Genomic DNA, 14,510 nt, shown 5'->3' with positions numbered 1-14,510 from the left:
CCTTTGGCCCGCGCACAAAGACGGGCAGATGGGGAAGACAGGAGGGACCATGACCGAGATCTTGAAGGTCAGCGGGTTGACCAAGACCTATGACGGTGGGCATCAGGCCCTGAAAGGTGTGGATCTGTCGATCCAAGAAGGCGAGATCCTGGCCCTGCTTGGCCCGAATGGCGCCGGTAAAACCACCCTGATTTCAATTGTTTGCGGCATTGCGACGGCCACGTCCGGCACCATCACGGTGGGCGGGCATGACCATGCGCGTGATTTCCGGGCCGCCCGCGACCTGATTGGGCTGGTGCCGCAGGAGATTAATCTGGAACCGTTTGAAACGGTGATGAACTCGGTGCGGTTTTCGCGTGGGCTGTTTGGCAAGCCGCGTGATGATGCGCGGATCGAAGAGATCCTGAAACTGCTCAGCCTGCATGACAAGAAAGACAACCGGATCATGACCCTGTCGGGCGGTATGAAGCGCCGGGTGCTGATCGCCAAGGCGCTGTGCCATGACCCGCGTATTCTGTTTCTGGATGAACCCACCGCGGGCGTCGACGTCGAATTGCGCAAGGATATGTGGGAGATTGTCGCCCGGCTGAAAGAGACCGGCGTGACCATCATCCTCACCACCCATTACATCGAAGAGGCCGAGGCGATGGCCGACCGGATTGGGGTGATTTCCAGCGGGGAAATCCTGTTGATCGAGGAGAAAGACGCGCTGATCAAACGGCTGGGCCGAAAGGAATTGCAGATCGAACTGTCCGACCCGATTGAAGACCTTCCGCAGTCGCTGGCCGAGAAGGGCGTTACGCTGGAAAACGGTCATCTGGTCTACACCTACGACACCCAGGCCAACAGCACCGGGATCACCGGTCTTCTGGCTGACCTGCGCGCAGCTGGCCTGCATATGGTGGATCTGTCGACCAAGCAAAGCTCGCTCGAAGAGATCTTCGTCGACCTCGTGAAGGAGAATGGGGCATGAACTGGAACGCCATCAAGGCCATCTATCGTTTTGAAATGGCCCGCACATTTCGCACGCTGGCGCAGTCGGTGATTTCGCCGGTCCTGTCCACCTCGCTCTATTTCGTGGTGTTCGGCGCGGCCATCGGGTCGCGCATCGACCAGGTGGAGGGGGTCAGCTACGGTGCCTTCATCGTGCCCGGTCTGATCATGCTGACGGTGCTGACGCAGGCCACCACCAACGCGAGCTTCGGGATCTATTTCCCGAAGTTTATCGGCACGGTTTATGAACTCCTCTCGGCCCCTGTGTCTTTCATCGAGATCGTGATTGGATATGTCGGGGCGGCGGCGACCAAGGCGCTGATGATCGGGTTGATCATCCTTGCCACGGCGCATTTCTTTGTCGATCTGACCATCGCGCACCCGGTCTGGATGCTGACCTTTCTTGTCATGACCTGCCTCAGTTTTGCGCTGTTGGGGTTCATCATTGGCATCTGGGCCGGCAATTTCGAACAGCTGCAACTGGTGCCGCTTCTGGTGATCACCCCCTTGGTGTTTCTGGGGGGATCGTTCTACTCGATCTCGATGTTGCCACCGGTCTGGCAGACGATCACGCTGTTTAACCCGGTCGTGTACCTGATCTCGGGCTTCCGATGGGCGTTTTTTGACGTGGCGGATGTGTCGGTTGTCTGGTCGGTGGTGGCGATCGGCGGCTTCATGACCGCCTGCCTTTTGGCCATCGGATGGATCTTCCGCACCGGGTGGCGGCTGCGCAGCTGACCGTGTCCTGATGACACGCTTGTCACAACGGGGAGAAATGCCCCGTCGTGACCCTTGAGACCGGACCTAAGGCAGACTACATCACCCCCATGGTAAACCTGATCCCCTTCATGAAACGACCGCCGACGGTTGCGGTGATCCGCCTACAGGGCATGATTGCGTCGGGCAATCGCGGCCAGCTGAATGACGCCACCCTGGCCCCGGCGATTGAGCGCGCCTTTCGAAAGGGCAAACCCAAGGCCGTCGCGCTGGTGATCAATTCGCCCGGCGGATCGCCCGTGCAATCCAGCCTGATCGCCGCGCGCATTCGCCGCCTGTCGGCCGAAAAAGACGTGCCTGTTGTGGCGTTTGTCGAAGATGTGGCCGCGTCGGGGGGCTATTGGCTGGCGACCGCTGCCGATGAAATCCTGGTGGACGAGAGCTCGATCCTTGGGTCGATTGGGGTGATATCCGCGGGCTTTGGCCTGACCGGGCTGATCGAAAAACTGGGCGTGGATCGCCGGGTTTATACCGCGGGCAAGTCGAAATCACAGCTCGATCCGTTCCGCCCGGAAAACCCCGAGGATGTGGAGCGCCTCAAGGACCTGCTGGACGACATCCACGTCAATTTCAAAACCCATGTGGAAACCCGGCGGGCGGGCAAACTGCCCGAGGGCGAAGATCTCTTTACCGGCGAAATCTGGCTGGGCCGCAAAGCGGTGGAAAAGGGGCTGGCCGATGGGATCGGCCATCTGGTGCCCACCATGAAAGACCGCTTTGGCGACAAGGTGCGCTTTCGCGTCTATGGCGGGCGGCGCGGGATCCTGTCGCGCTTTGGCCTGAATGTTGTGAATGATGCCATCACCCAGATCGAGGAGCGGGCCGAGTTTGCGCGCTTTGGTCTTTAGATGGTGATCAAGATTGTTGTCCTGTTTCTGGTCGCCATGGGCGTGCTGGCCATGTTTGGCAAGCTGCGCTACCCGGGCCAAAAACAGGTGGACGCGATGAAATGCCCCCGCTGCGGGCGGTTTCTTCTGGGCAAATCGGCCCGGAAAAACGGATGTGACTGTAGGGGAAGGGGCTAGGCCTTGGATCTGATACTTGCGGCCCTTGGCCTGCTTATTCTTCTTTTGGCGGGCGACAGTCTGGTGCGCGGCGCAGTCAACCTGTCGCTGCGCCTTGGCGTGCCTGCGCTGATTGTATCGCTGACCATCGTGGCCTTTGGCACTTCGGCGCCAGAGCTGTTGATTTCGGTGCAGGCAATCATGGAAGGGGTGCCGGGGCTGGCCTTGGGCAACGTGGTGGGGTCCAACACCGCCAATATCCTTTTGGTGCTGGGCGTGCCTGCCCTGATGCGGGGCCTGTCGACCGGCAGCTGCGACACGCGCAAAAGCTATAAGCAGATGATGGCGGCATCGGTCCTTTTTGCGGCTTTGTGCTTCTTCTCGTTCAACAATGTGATCACCTGGGTGCAGGGGCTTGTGCTGCTGGCGGCGCTTGGTCTGATCCTGTTCTCGGCCTTTGGCGACGCCATGGGCCACCGTCGCGCCTGCAAGGCGGGCGAGGCCGTGGATTGCGTCGATGAGGACGAAGAAGAGGTCGAAGGGGCCGACCCGGATATGGCCTGGTGGAAGGTCATCATGTTCCTTCTGTTGGGGTTGATCGGCCTGCCGCTGGGCGCGGACCTGCTGGTGGATGCCGCCACCAACATCGCCCGCGAAGTGGGCGTGTCGGAAACCGTGATCGGGCTGACCCTTGTGGCGCTGGGCACGTCGCTGCCGGAACTTGCCACCACCGTTATGGCCGCCCTGCGCAATCAGGCGGATGTGGCGCTGGGCAATGTGATCGGGTCGAATATGTTCAACCTTCTGGCCATCATCGGCGTGGCCTCTCTGGTGGGGCCGATCCCGGTGGAACCGGGTATCCTGCAATTTGACATCTGGGTCATGCTGGCCGTGTCAGCCATGCTGGCGCCCTTCGTCTTCTGGAAATGGCATATGGGCCGGATCTGGGGCGGGGTTCTGACGCTGCTCTATCTGGTCTATGTTTCGGTGGTGCTGATCCACTAAGGGGCGCACCGCGAAGGAGAGCATCATGGTAAAATCCGCATCGGACAAACGGGCTTTGGTCACGGGCGCGGGGGCCCGGCTGGGCCGCGCCATGGCGCTGGAGCTCGCCCGTCAGGGATATGACGTTGCGGTGCATTACGCCTCATCCGCGGATGGGGCCGAGGAAACCGCTGCGATGATCCGCGATCTGGGGCAGAACGCCGTGACCCTGCAGGCGGATCTTCTGGATATGTCGGCCGCCGAAGCTCTGGTGCCACAGGCCGCGGACGCGCTGGGGGGGGCGTTGACGGTCCTGGTGAACAATGCGTCCGTTTTCGAGTATGACAATATCCACACCGCCACGCAGGACGGGTGGGATCGCCACATCAATTCCAACCTGCGGGCGCCGTTTTTCATGATCCAGGCTTTTGCAGATCAGGCACCGGACGCGGTGATCGATGAAAATGAAGAACCCAAGGCGCAGGCTCTTGTGGTCAATATGGTAGATCAAAGGGTCAAGAAACTGACACCGGAATTCATGACCTATACGCTGGCCAAAGCGGGGCTGTGGACCCTGACCCAAACGGCGGCACAAGGGCTTGCGCCCCATGTGCGGGTGAACGCCATCGCGCCAGGGCCAACCCTGATCGGTCACCGCCAGTCCGAGGCACATTTTGCAGGTCAGCGCGCGGGCACTGTTTTGGGCCGAGGGGCCGGGGCAGAGGATATCGTGGCGGCCTTCTCGTATCTCTTGAACGCGCCTTCCGTGACCGGGCAGATCATTGCCGTGGATGGCGGTCAGCACCTGGGATGGAAGACCCCGGATGTTCGCGGGGTGGAAGGGCAAACCCCCTGACATCCCCCCGGATCTGACCAATCCGCGTAAAGTTGTACACCTGTTCAGTTCTTCCCTAAGGTTAATCATGTTTTTTGCAATGAAATCATGAGTTTACAAAATGTACATATTTTTATCCTTTAAAAACAAGGTCTTGCAATAGTGCCTAAAAATTAGGCAAATCAACGAACGGGGCCGAAAACAAGGGAAAATCCTGTACCATGCGGATAAATCCTCAGACTTATCCACAGTTTTTGTGGGCATGTTTTCTCTTGCCACCTACCCGGTAAGATTGCAGCCAAGAAGAGAATCGGGAAACACGTCAATGAGCACAGATCTGCCGAGCGACAAAGCCGACGCCACATCGGAACCGGTGCCCACAGGGCATCAGGTGATTCAGTCCTATCTGCGCCTGCTGGACGGGGCGCCGGGGGTGTACCGGATGCTCGATGAAAAGGGGCGGGTGTTGTATGTCGGCAAGGCGCGCAACCTGAAGAAACGCGTCTCGAACTATGCCAAACCAACCGGCCATACGGCCCGCATCGCGCGGATGATCAGCCAGACCGCGTCGATGATGTTTCTGACCACCAAAACGGAGACCGAAGCACTCCTTTTGGAGCAGAACCTGATCAAACAGTTAAAGCCGCATTTCAACGTCTTGCTGCGCGACGACAAGAGCTTCCCATATATTCTGGTGACCGATCACGATTTTCCGCAGATCAAGAAACATCGTGGATCGCGCAAGGGGAAGGGGCGGTTCTACGGGCCGTTTGCCTCTTCGGCGGCGGTCAACCGGACATTGCAGCATCTGCAACGTGTCTTCCTGCTGCGCAATTGCTCCGACATTGATTTTTCCACCCGCACCCGCCCTTGTCTGCAATATCAGATCAAACGATGTGCGGGGCCATGTGTGGGTCGGATTTCGCGCGAGGCGTATCAGGCGCTGATCAAGGATGCCGATGCGTTCCTGTCCGGGCGCAGCAGCAATATTCAGGCCGGATTGGCGAAAGAGATGCAAATCGCATCCGACGCGATGGAGTTTGAACGTGCCGCCGCCCTGCGCGACCGGATCGCCGCTCTGACCCAGGTGCAGCAGTCGCAGGGGATCAACCCGCAGGGGGTCAGCGAGGCGGATGTCATTGCGCTGCATTTGGAGGGCGGGCAGGCCTGTGTGCAGGTCTTTTTCATCCGCGCGCATCAGAACTGGGGCAACCGTGATTTTTATCCGCGCGTCGGAAATGGCAAGGATGTGGTCAGCGCGGGCGAGGTGCTGCAGGCCTTTGTGGGTCAGTTCTATGACCAAAAAGACCCGCCGCGCCTGATCCTGCTGTCCGATCCGCTGGAAGATCAGGACCTGATGCAAGAGGCCCTGTCGGAAAAACTCGGTCGCAAGGTGGAAATCGCCGTGCCGCTCCGGGGTGAAAAATCCGAACTGGTGGCCGGCGCGCAGCGCAATGCACGCGAAAGCCTGGGCCGCAAGATGGCGGAAAGCGCCACCCAGGCGCGGTTGCTTCAGGGCCTTGCCGAGGCGTTTGATCTGGACGGCCCCCCGCAACGGATCGAGGTCTATGATAACTCCCATATCCAAGGGGCCCATGCGGTGGGCGCGATGGTTGTGGCAGGTCCCGAGGGCTTTATGAAAAGCCAGTACCGAAAGTTCGACATCAAGGGCCAGGATCTGACCCCGGGGGATGATTTCGGTATGATGAAAGAGATGCTGACCCGCCGGTTCAAGCGGCTGTTGAAGGAAGACCCGGATCGTGAAGACGGGCTGTGGCCGGATCTTTTGCTGATCGATGGTGGGGCCGGGCAGGTCAGTGCCGTGCATGAGATTATGCAAGAGTTGGGCGTGACCGACATCCCCATGGTTGGTGTGGCCAAAGGCGTGGACCGTGACCACGGAAAAGAAGAGTTTCATCGACGGAATCAACGTCCCTTCGCGTTAAAACGAAATGACCCTGTTCTTTACTTTATCCAACGTCTGCGTGACGAAGCGCACCGCTTTGCCATCGGCACCCACCGCGCGAAACGCGCCAAGGCCCAAGGCGCCACCCCGCTGGATGGCGTGCCCGGCGTGGGCGCAGCCCGCAAACGCGCGCTTCTGGCGCATTTCGGATCGGCCAAGGCGGTCAGCCGCGCGGGGCTTGAGGATCTCAAAGCTGTTGACGGGATTTCAGAAAGTCTGGCGGAAACCATTTATGGCTTCTTCCATGACCGGGCCTGACGCGGTAAGGGTTAAGCCATGAAATGGACGATCCCGAATATCCTGACCATTGCGCGTTTGCTGGCGGCCCCGGCAGTGGCGATCATGTTCCTGTATTTTTCGCGCCCGCTTGCAGATTGGCTTGCGCTGTTCCTGTTTCTTGGCGCAGCGGTGACCGATTGGCTGGATGGCTATCTGGCGCGCGCCTGGAAGCAGGAAAGCAAGCTGGGCGCGATGCTTGACCCGATCGCCGACAAGGCCATGGTGGTGATCGCGCTGATGGTCATCGTCGGCTATTCCGATGTCTACTGGATCCCGTGGTTGGTCCTGCCCGCGACCGTGATCCTGTTTCGCGAGGTGTTTGTGTCCGGCCTGCGCGAGTTTCTGGGCGACACGGCCGGCACGTTGAAGGTCACGCAGCTGGCGAAATGGAAGACAACCGCGCAGATGGTGGCGATTGCCGTTCTGTTTTCACGCGGTATCTTTGAACACCACCTTGTGATGGGGTCGTTTGGCATGGATCAAATCATGGTCGATCAGATCATGTTAGGCGAGGTCGAAGACGTGAACGGTCTGCGGGATCATTACAATGGCATGATCTGGTCCGGGCGCGTGGGGCTTTTGCTTTTGTGGATTGCCGGGTTCCTGACCCTGATCACCGGCCTGGATTACTTCCGCAAGGCGCTGCCACATCTGAAGGAGGATGTGCGATGATTGACGTAATGTATTTCGCCTGGGTGCGTGAACGCGTGGGGGAACCCCGCGAACAGGTGGCGACCGAAGCCAGCACCGTGGCCGAACTGGTGGACGAGCTGCGCGCGCGCGAACCGCGTTACGCCGAGGCGTTCAAGGATCTGTCGGCGCTGCGCGTGGCGCTGGATCAGGAACTGGCCGATTTCGACGCCCCCCTGAAAGGCGTGCGCGAAGTGGCCTTTTTCCCGCCGATGACCGGGGGTTGATATGCCCGTGCGCGTGCAGACCGAAGAATTTGACCCGTCTGCCGAATTGCAGGGCTTTGGCCGGGGTCGAAATGATGTGGGCGCCGTGGTCAGCTTTACCGGTGTGGTGCGTGACGATGACGGCACGCTCGACCGGATGGAAATCGAACACTACCCGGGCATGACACAAAAGGCGATTGCCGCCATGGTGGATACGGCGACCGCGCGTTGGGATCTGGCGGATTGCCTGGTCATTCACCGCCACGGGGCCATGCGCCCCGGCGATCAGATCATGATGGTGGCCACCGCCGCCAAACACCGGGTGGCCGCGTTTGAAGCTGCCGAATTCCTGATGGACTACCTGAAATCTCGCGCGCCGTTCTGGAAAAAGGAGTTCACGCGAGCGGGCGGCACTTCCTGGGTCGATGCCAAGGTCAATGATGAAGAGGCGTTGAAACGCTGGGCGGAATGACACCCGTTTTCTGATCAGCTAGTCCTGATCGGCCCCGGACGCAGTGTGTACAATGCGCAGATTTGGGGTTTTGTTCATTTCACGTTCCAGGATCGCGTCCGCATCCAACTCGCGGATCGGAGTGTCATCATCCGGGATCTCTCCGCGTTGCAACAGATCCAGAAATCGTCCGCAGCAGACCCGCAAAAACGCAGTGAAACTGCCCTCGGTGTGATCGGCCTCGATGGCTTCGAAATAAAGTGTGTTGATCAGCTCTCCGGTGCTCATCCCATCTCGTCGGGCAATGCGGTCCAGCACATCCCAATAGAACCGTTCGATATCCAAGGTCAGGTCGACGCCATCAACACGAAAGCTGCGACTGATCTTGTCCCATAGTGACTTGTCGGCTCCTACAAACAGGCGGCACATGCGGTTCTCCGGCTGGTACTCTTTCAAAAAGCGTCTTATCTCGTGATCAGGTTGCATCTTACATGATGAATTCGCGTTTGGCGACATGGTATTCGAAAGGATAAGATGACTGATGGGTCTTGGGCGCTGTCCGGCAGGATCATGCGCGTTCGGGGATGATTTGTTGTGCGATGCCCGCGACCAGCAGCTAGATCGACGTGACGACCAGCCCCCAATGGGCCCAGCTTTCAAAGGTGAAACGCAGTTTCGCTCCGTCAGGGTATTGCGCAGCAATGCCCGAGAGGCGCTGGGCTATGCGCGTTCGGGGATGATCTGTTGGGCGATGCCAGCGACCAGCAGGTAGATCGATGTGACGACCAACCCCCAATGGGCCCAGCTTTCAGGATGGAATTCAACCCAGGCGGCCCAGCCGGCAAAGAACGTCCAGGCCAACGCAACGGGAAAACTCACCATGCGCCAGCGTTTGGTGCGGGTCGGATGGATGAATTTCAGCGGCAGGAACATCGCGGCGGCAAGCGCCACAATCAAGCCCAGCATCAGCCAGAAACTCGGTTCGGTCGCAAACAGCACGATGATCAGCATGTTCCAGCACCCGGGGAAGCCGGAAAAGGAATTATCCTTTGTTTTCATGCGCGTGTCGGCGAAATAGACCACAGAGGTAAAGGTGATCACAATGATCGCCACCCAGCCGGTCCAGCCGGGCATCAGGCCCGATTTGAACAGCGCATAGGCCGGGATGAACACATAGGTCAGATAGTCGATGATCAGATCCATCAAGACGCCGTCATATTGCGGGGCATTGACCTTGACCTCGTAATGACGTGCCAGGGGCCCGTCGATTCCGTCCACCGCAAAGGCGATCACCAGCCAGATGAACATCAGCCCCCATTCCTCATCCACAGCGGCCAGCATGGCCAGCATGGCGAAAACGGCACCGGTGGCGGTGAGCAGATGTACAAGAAGGGCTTTTGTCCGAATATCCATTGCGCCCTTTTGCCGGAAATTGCCTTAGGTTGAAAGGGGAAAGCGTGGGGCGGCTCAGGATCGGCGGTCGGCGCGCGGATGGGTGGCGTCATAGACCTCCATCAGGCGGGCCGTGTCGACAGCGGTATAGGCCTGTGTGGTGGAAAGCGATGCGTGCCCCAACAGCTCTTGAATGGCGCGCAGATCACCACCGGCGTTCAGAAGATGGGTCGCAAAGCTGTGGCGCATCGCGTGTGGGGTGGCCGTTGCGGGCAGTCCCAGCTGCATCCGCGTCCGTTCCATCACTTTTTGCACGGCGCGTGCGGCCAGCGCCCCACCACGCACCGCTTTGAACAGCGCACCGTCAGGGGTTTCGGGGTGCGGGCAGATCCGGCGATAGGCCTCGACCGCGTCACGTGCGGCGGGCAGCACGGGCACCAGCCGTTCCTTACCACCCTTACCGCGAATGCGCAGCATGTCTGGCAGGGGGGCATCCGCACAGGTGAGCGACAGGGCCTCGGAAATCCGCAGCCCGCAGCCGTAAAGCAGTGTGACCACGGCGATGTCACGCGCGCCAACCCAGTCCTGCCGCGCCTGATCGCCGACCAGATCCAGCACCGCCTTCGCCGCATCCTGCGCCAGCGGGCGGGGCAGTTTCTTGGAAAACTTCGGGCTGCGCACCGACAAAACGGCGGTCGCGTCAAAGTCGTCACGCTCTGATAGCCAACGATAGAAGCTTTTCACCGCGGACAAAGATCGCGCCAAAGACCGCGCCGCCACGCCGCGTCCGCGTTCATGTGCCATCCAAGCGCGCATGTCGGATAGGGTCACCCGCGCCAGCGCCGCCCGCCCTTGTGACCCGCCCAGATGCGTCGCCATGAAGGCCAGAAACCCGGTCAGATCGTTTTGATAGGCGGCCAGTGTGTTTTCAGACGCGCCGCCCAGGGCGCGCAGATGGTCAAGCCAATTGGACAGCGCATCACGCGCGCCGGGGGAAATCAGGATCCCGTCGCCGCTCACGACAACCAGCGGCGCATGGCGCGTTCAAACACCCCGCCGAAAAATTGCAGAAGATCCGTGCCCTGGCCCGGTTTGAACTGATGTGGGTCTTCGGCCCCCATCACCAACATGCCGGGCAGGCGGCCACGGCCAAGGTCAAGGCGAATGCAGGCCTCTGACCGGACCCAGAACCCGCTATCGCCGTAGATCGCGGGTTCTTGTTCTTGAATTTGCCGCAGAAACACCGTGCGCCCCGATTGGTCGCGCGGCCCGCCAAGATAGTCGTCGATGAACCCGGGCTGCGCGGTGGCCAGCACCTTGCCCAGTTTCTGCACCGCGGGGTTCGTCTCGCTTTGTACGGTTTCCAGCACCAGCCGCACCGCATCCACGCGCAGGATCTCGGCCACTTCACCACCCAGATCGGTCATGAAATCTTCGAAATCCGCCGGATCCAGCATCCGCAACACGGCGCGGTGGATCAGGTTCATGCCCGCAAGGTTTTCATAAGCCGCTGCGATCACCGAGCGATGGGTGTCTTCCAGCCGGTCCAGCCGTGTCTCCAGCCGCTCCATCGCGATGCCGCGCAGGTCCACGATATTGGCCCCCATCGCGCGTTCGTTCGCCGCGATCAGAGCGTTCATAAGGTCTTGATCGTCCAGAATAACTTCGGGTTGCGAGATCAACGCCTCGCGCAAATCATCCGCAATGGAAAGAGAAGTTGCCATCACTGCCTCAGGTATTTTTGTTTTATAGTTTCCCGTGTGTATACACGAAGTTCGCGGCGATTACCGCATGTTTTTGGTTAAAATAACGTAAATGCGGCAGGGCCGTGGCCCCACCGCGACATGTTTTTTGCCCCAGATGGGGCGCTACCCTTACAGGATCTTGATCTCGGCTGCTGCGATATCCGCCAGGAACGCGTCCAGACCCTTGTCGGTCAGCACGTGTTTCGCCATCGCCTGAATGACCGACGGGGGCGCGGTGGCCACATCGGCGCCGACAATGGCGCAATCCTTCATGTGGTTCACATTGCGGATCGACGCGGCCAGGATCTGCGTTTCAAACCCGTAGTTGTCATAGATGGTGCGGATATCGGCAATCAGCTCCATCCCATCGAGCGAAATATCATCCAGACGGCCAATGAAGGGCGAGATGAAGGTGGCGCCAGCTTTGGCCGCCAGCAGCGCCTGGTTGGGCGAGAAACACAGGGTCACGTTGACCATGGTGCCTTCGTCCGACAGGGTTTTACAGGCCTTCAGCCCGTCCCAGGTCAGCGGCACTTTCACCGCGATATTGTCTGCGATCTGCGCCAGTTTGCGGCCCTCGGCAATCATGGTCTCTGCGTCCGTGGCGGTCACCTCGGCCGAAACCGGACCATCGGTGATGGTGCAGATTTCCTTGGTCACTTCGATAATGTCACGGCCCGATTTCTTGATGATCGACGGGTTGGTGGTGACCCCGTCCAACATGCCGGTGGCGGCAAGTTCCTTGATGGCGTCGATGTCGGCGGTATCGGCAAAGAATTTCATGCGCGTTTCCTTAAGGTGGTTTGGCCCGGAACCTGGCCCGGGTGGCTTGTTCTTGGCGTTCTCATAGCGCAGAAAGGAACGGGCAGAAACCCCTCACGGCAATCGGGACAAGGCAGGAAATCCCCATGAGCATGGATGTGCGCCATTTTGCGGAAGGTGAACGGGTGGGGGTGCTGACCACCCAACCGCTGGACCGTATCCTGACCTACAAAGCCCCGGAAGGGGGGTGCGTGCAGGGCGCTTATGTCGAGGTGCCGCTGGGTCCGCGCAAGGTGTTGGGGGTGGTCTGGGGCCCGGGCGAGGGGGGCTTTGACGCGTCCAAGCTGCGCAAGGTTGCGAAGGTGATCGACGTGGCCCCGATGCGGTTGGAGATGGCGCAGTTCCTGACCCGCGTCGGCGATTACACCATCACGCCGATGACCCACATGCTGCGGCTGGCCACCCGCGCGCCCGGCCTGATGGATCCGCCCTCGATGCGCAAAGTGTTGCGCGCCACGGGGTTTCGCCCCAACCGGCTGACCGATGCGCGCGCCAAGGTGCTGGCGGCGATGGATGACAATGCGGGGGCGGCGTTCACGCAATCCGAACTCGCGGGGCTGGCCGATGTGTCCACGTCGGTGGTGAAGGGCATGGTCAAACTGGGCGCGCTGCGCGAAGAAGACGCGCCGCGCGATCTGCCATATTCGTTCCTCGACCCCATGAAACCCGGCAAAACCCTGACCGAAGATCAGGCCGCCGCCGCGCGCCAATTGTGCGAGGGCGTGCGGTCCGGCACCTACGGCACCACGCTGTTGCGCGGCGTCACGGGCGCGGGCAAGACCGAAGTTTATATGGAGGCGGTGGCGGACTGCCTGCGCAAAGGGCGTCAGGCACTGGTGCTGTTGCCGGAAATCGCGCTGACCTCTGAATTTCTCAAACGTGTCGAAGAGCGGTTCGGCGCACGCCCCGCCGAATGGCATTCCGGCGTGACCATGACCGAACGCCGGCGCTGCTGGCGCATGGTCGGTGAGGGTGAAGCGCAGCTGGTGGTCGGGGCGCGGTCCGCCCTGTTCCTGCCGTTTCGCGACCTTGGTCTGATCATTGTCGATGAAGAACATGACAATTCCTACAAACAGGAAGATGGCGTGCTGTATTCCGCCCGCGACATGGCGGTGCTGCGTGCCTCGATTGTGGATGCGCAGGTGGTGCTGGCCTCAGCCACGCCGTCGCTTGAAACCTGGGCCAATTGCGAGGCCGGGAAATACCAGCGGATTGAACTGACCAGCCGTTACGGCCCCGCTGTGCTGCCGGACATGCGCGCCATTGATATGCGCGCCGAGGACCTGCCGTCGAACTCCTGGATCTCTCCCACCCTGAAAGGGGCGATCACCCGGCGGATCGCCAAGGGCGAACAATCGCTCCTGTTCATCAACCGGCGCGGCTATGCCCCCGTCACTATCTGCCGCGCCTGCGGCCACCAGATCGGCTGTGACCACTGCGACGCGCGCATGGTCGAACACCGGTTTCAAAAGCGCCTCGTCTGCCATCAGTGCGGCGAAACAAAACCGATGCCAGAGGTCTGCCCCGAATGCGAAGTCGAAGGCAAGCTGGCCCCGGTTGGCCCGGGGGTCGAGCGGCTGGCGGAAGAGGTCACTTTGGCCTTCCCCGATGCGCGCATCGCCGTGCTGTCGTCCGACCTCTTTGGCTCCGCCCGTGCGCTCAAGGCCGAGATTGAACGGATCGCGGCGGGCGAGGCTGACATTATCATCGGCACGCAGCTGGTCGCCAAAGGGCACAACTTTCCGCATCTGACGCTGGTGGGGGTGGTCGACGCAGATTTGGGTCTGCAAGGGTCGGATCTGCGCGCCGCCGAACGCTCCTTCCAACTGATCCGGCAGGTGGCAGGCCGCGCCGGGCGGTCCGAGGCCCGCGGCACCGCGCTCCTCCAAACCTTCCAACCCGAACACCCGGTGATCCGCGCGATCCTGTCAGGCGATGAAGAGAAATTCTGGAGCGCCGAAGCCGGTGAGCGCCGCCACGCGGGCGTGCCGCCTTACGGGCGCATGGCCGGGATTGTGCTCTCAGGTACGGACATTCAAGCCGTCTTCGACCTCGGCGCAGACATGGCGCGCCGGTCCGCGCCTCTGCAAGAGATCGGCGCGCAGCTTTACGGCCCCGCGCCCGCCCCCATCGCCCGCGTGCGCGGCCGCCACCGGGTGCGGCTGCTGATCAAGGCCGACAAAACCGCGCCCATTCAAAACGCCATCCGCAAATGGCTGACCCAGTTCCCGGTCAAAGGCGACCTGCGCATCCAGGTCGATATCGACCCGCAGAGTTTTTATTGAGGCGGGGCGACCTTTGTAGCCCCCCTTGACGGAAGCCGCCTCCCCCCGCCAATCTGACACCCATCGACAGATTATGTCGCA

General features: G+C 60.6%; 16 protein-coding genes. 11 read left to right on the top strand and 5 right to left on the bottom strand.

What is annotated here, in order from left to right:
* Positions 1-49 precede the first annotated feature (49 nt).
* From ACP15V_RS03570 to ACP15V_RS03525, 10 genes are all read left to right on the top strand, one after another.
* A complete protein-coding gene (locus ACP15V_RS03570; RefSeq protein ID WP_424942304.1) occupies positions 50-973 on the top strand; it encodes an ABC transporter ATP-binding protein in 924 nt (307 codons plus the stop codon).
* The gene (locus ACP15V_RS03565) at positions 970-1,731 is read left to right on the top strand and encodes an ABC transporter permease (RefSeq protein ID WP_424942303.1); all 762 of its coding nucleotides are present in this window, start codon (positions 970-972) and stop codon (positions 1,729-1,731) included. The genes ACP15V_RS03570 and ACP15V_RS03565 overlap by 4 nt, the downstream gene beginning before the upstream one ends.
* 89 nt (positions 1,732-1,820) lie before the next feature.
* Positions 1,821-2,618 carry a S49 family peptidase gene (locus ACP15V_RS03560; protein ID WP_424942302.1) on the top strand — a complete coding sequence of 266 codons (798 nt, stop codon included), beginning with the start codon at positions 1,821-1,823 and terminating at the stop codon, positions 2,616-2,618.
* The gene (locus ACP15V_RS03555; protein WP_424942301.1) at positions 2,619-2,795 is read left to right on the top strand and encodes a hypothetical protein; all 177 of its coding nucleotides are present in this window, start codon (positions 2,619-2,621) and stop codon (positions 2,793-2,795) included.
* Positions 2,796-2,798: 3 nt separating this feature from the next.
* On the top strand, positions 2,799-3,779 hold the full coding sequence (locus tag ACP15V_RS03550) for a calcium/sodium antiporter (RefSeq protein WP_424942300.1): 981 nt from the start codon (positions 2,799-2,801) through the stop codon (positions 3,777-3,779).
* Positions 3,780-3,804: 25 nt separating this feature from the next.
* Entirely contained in the window at positions 3,805-4,614 is an 810-nt protein-coding gene (locus tag ACP15V_RS03545; RefSeq protein ID WP_424942299.1) for an SDR family oxidoreductase, read from the top strand.
* A gap of 304 nt (positions 4,615-4,918) precedes the next feature.
* Positions 4,919-6,817: an excinuclease ABC subunit UvrC gene (gene uvrC, locus ACP15V_RS03540; RefSeq protein WP_424942298.1), complete on the top strand. Its 1,899-nt coding sequence runs from the start codon at positions 4,919-4,921 to the stop codon at positions 6,815-6,817.
* An 18-nt stretch (positions 6,818-6,835) separates the two neighbouring features.
* Entirely contained in the window at positions 6,836-7,510 is a 675-nt protein-coding gene (gene pgsA, locus ACP15V_RS03535) for a CDP-diacylglycerol--glycerol-3-phosphate 3-phosphatidyltransferase (protein ID WP_424942297.1), read from the top strand.
* A complete protein-coding gene (moaD, locus tag ACP15V_RS03530; protein ID WP_424942296.1) occupies positions 7,507-7,755 on the top strand; it encodes a molybdopterin converting factor subunit 1 in 249 nt (82 codons plus the stop codon). The genes pgsA and moaD overlap by 4 nt, the downstream gene beginning before the upstream one ends.
* 1 nt (position 7,756) lies before the next feature.
* On the top strand, positions 7,757-8,206 hold the full coding sequence (locus ACP15V_RS03525; protein WP_424942295.1) for a molybdenum cofactor biosynthesis protein MoaE: 450 nt from the start codon (positions 7,757-7,759) through the stop codon (positions 8,204-8,206).
* Positions 8,207-8,224: 18 nt separating this feature from the next.
* Here the strand turns inward: ACP15V_RS03525 and ACP15V_RS03520 are convergent, their stop codons facing one another.
* The 5 genes from ACP15V_RS03520 to fsa all read right to left on the bottom strand — a co-directional run bounded on the left by ACP15V_RS03520 (position 8,225) and on the right by fsa (position 12,105).
* On the bottom strand, positions 8,225-8,614 hold the full coding sequence (locus ACP15V_RS03520; RefSeq protein WP_424942294.1) for a ribbon-helix-helix domain-containing protein: 390 nt from the start codon (positions 8,612-8,614) through the stop codon (positions 8,225-8,227).
* 291 nt (positions 8,615-8,905) lie between these two features.
* Positions 8,906-9,598 (bottom strand): CDP-alcohol phosphatidyltransferase family protein, encoded by a 693-nt coding sequence (locus ACP15V_RS03515; protein WP_424942293.1) that lies wholly within the window; start codon positions 9,596-9,598, stop codon positions 8,906-8,908.
* Between the two features lie 54 nt (positions 9,599-9,652).
* On the bottom strand, positions 9,653-10,597 hold the full coding sequence (locus ACP15V_RS03510; RefSeq protein WP_424942292.1) for a tyrosine recombinase XerC: 945 nt from the start codon (positions 10,595-10,597) through the stop codon (positions 9,653-9,655).
* Entirely contained in the window at positions 10,594-11,301 is a 708-nt protein-coding gene (locus tag ACP15V_RS03505) for a DUF484 family protein (RefSeq protein WP_424942291.1), read from the bottom strand. The genes ACP15V_RS03510 and ACP15V_RS03505 overlap by 4 nt, the downstream gene beginning before the upstream one ends.
* A 150-nt stretch (positions 11,302-11,451) precedes the next feature.
* Positions 11,452-12,105 carry a fructose-6-phosphate aldolase gene (fsa, locus tag ACP15V_RS03500; RefSeq protein ID WP_424942290.1) on the bottom strand — a complete coding sequence of 218 codons (654 nt, stop codon included), beginning with the start codon at positions 12,103-12,105 and terminating at the stop codon, positions 11,452-11,454.
* A 125-nt stretch (positions 12,106-12,230) separates the two neighbouring features.
* Between fsa and ACP15V_RS03495 the strand changes: the two genes are divergently transcribed.
* Positions 12,231-14,429, top strand: a complete 2,199-nt coding sequence (locus ACP15V_RS03495) for a primosomal protein N' (protein WP_424942289.1) — start codon at positions 12,231-12,233, stop codon at positions 14,427-14,429.
* Positions 14,430-14,510: the final 81 nt, after the last annotated feature.

The organism is Aliiroseovarius crassostreae (assembly GCF_049803815.1).
GTDB lineage: Bacteria > Pseudomonadota > Alphaproteobacteria > Rhodobacterales > Rhodobacteraceae > Aliiroseovarius > Aliiroseovarius crassostreae_A.
The sequence above is the reverse complement of the archived record's forward strand: the minus strand, read 5'-3'. Positions and strand labels throughout refer to the sequence as shown.

Bases quoted from the DNA above. Each gene is read 5' to 3' on its own strand.
- ACP15V_RS03525 (WP_424942295.1), top strand. From the start codon at position 7,757: ATGCCCGTGCGCGTGCAGACCGAAGAATTTGACCCGTCTGCCGAATTG.
- ACP15V_RS03515 (WP_424942293.1), bottom strand. From the start codon at position 9,598: ATGGATATTCGGACAAAAGCCCTTCTTGTACATCTGCTCACCGCCACC.
- ACP15V_RS03495 (WP_424942289.1), top strand. From the start codon at position 12,231: ATGAGCATGGATGTGCGCCATTTTGCGGAAGGTGAACGGGTGGGGGTG.
- fsa (WP_424942290.1), bottom strand. From the start codon at position 12,105: ATGAAATTCTTTGCCGATACCGCCGACATCGACGCCATCAAGGAACTT.
- pgsA (WP_424942297.1), top strand. From the start codon at position 6,836: ATGAAATGGACGATCCCGAATATCCTGACCATTGCGCGTTTGCTGGCG.
- ACP15V_RS03545 (WP_424942299.1), top strand. From the start codon at position 3,805: ATGGTAAAATCCGCATCGGACAAACGGGCTTTGGTCACGGGCGCGGGG.
- ACP15V_RS03520 (WP_424942294.1), bottom strand. From the start codon at position 8,614: ATGTGCCGCCTGTTTGTAGGAGCCGACAAGTCACTATGGGACAAGATC.
- ACP15V_RS03555 (WP_424942301.1), top strand. From the start codon at position 2,619: ATGGTGATCAAGATTGTTGTCCTGTTTCTGGTCGCCATGGGCGTGCTG.
- ACP15V_RS03570 (WP_424942304.1), top strand. From the start codon at position 50: ATGACCGAGATCTTGAAGGTCAGCGGGTTGACCAAGACCTATGACGGT.
- uvrC (WP_424942298.1), top strand. From the start codon at position 4,919: ATGAGCACAGATCTGCCGAGCGACAAAGCCGACGCCACATCGGAACCG.
- ACP15V_RS03505 (WP_424942291.1), bottom strand. From the start codon at position 11,301: ATGGCAACTTCTCTTTCCATTGCGGATGATTTGCGCGAGGCGTTGATC.
- ACP15V_RS03560 (WP_424942302.1), top strand. From the start codon at position 1,821: ATGGTAAACCTGATCCCCTTCATGAAACGACCGCCGACGGTTGCGGTG.
- moaD (WP_424942296.1), top strand. From the start codon at position 7,507: ATGATTGACGTAATGTATTTCGCCTGGGTGCGTGAACGCGTGGGGGAA.
- ACP15V_RS03565 (WP_424942303.1), top strand. From the start codon at position 970: ATGAACTGGAACGCCATCAAGGCCATCTATCGTTTTGAAATGGCCCGC.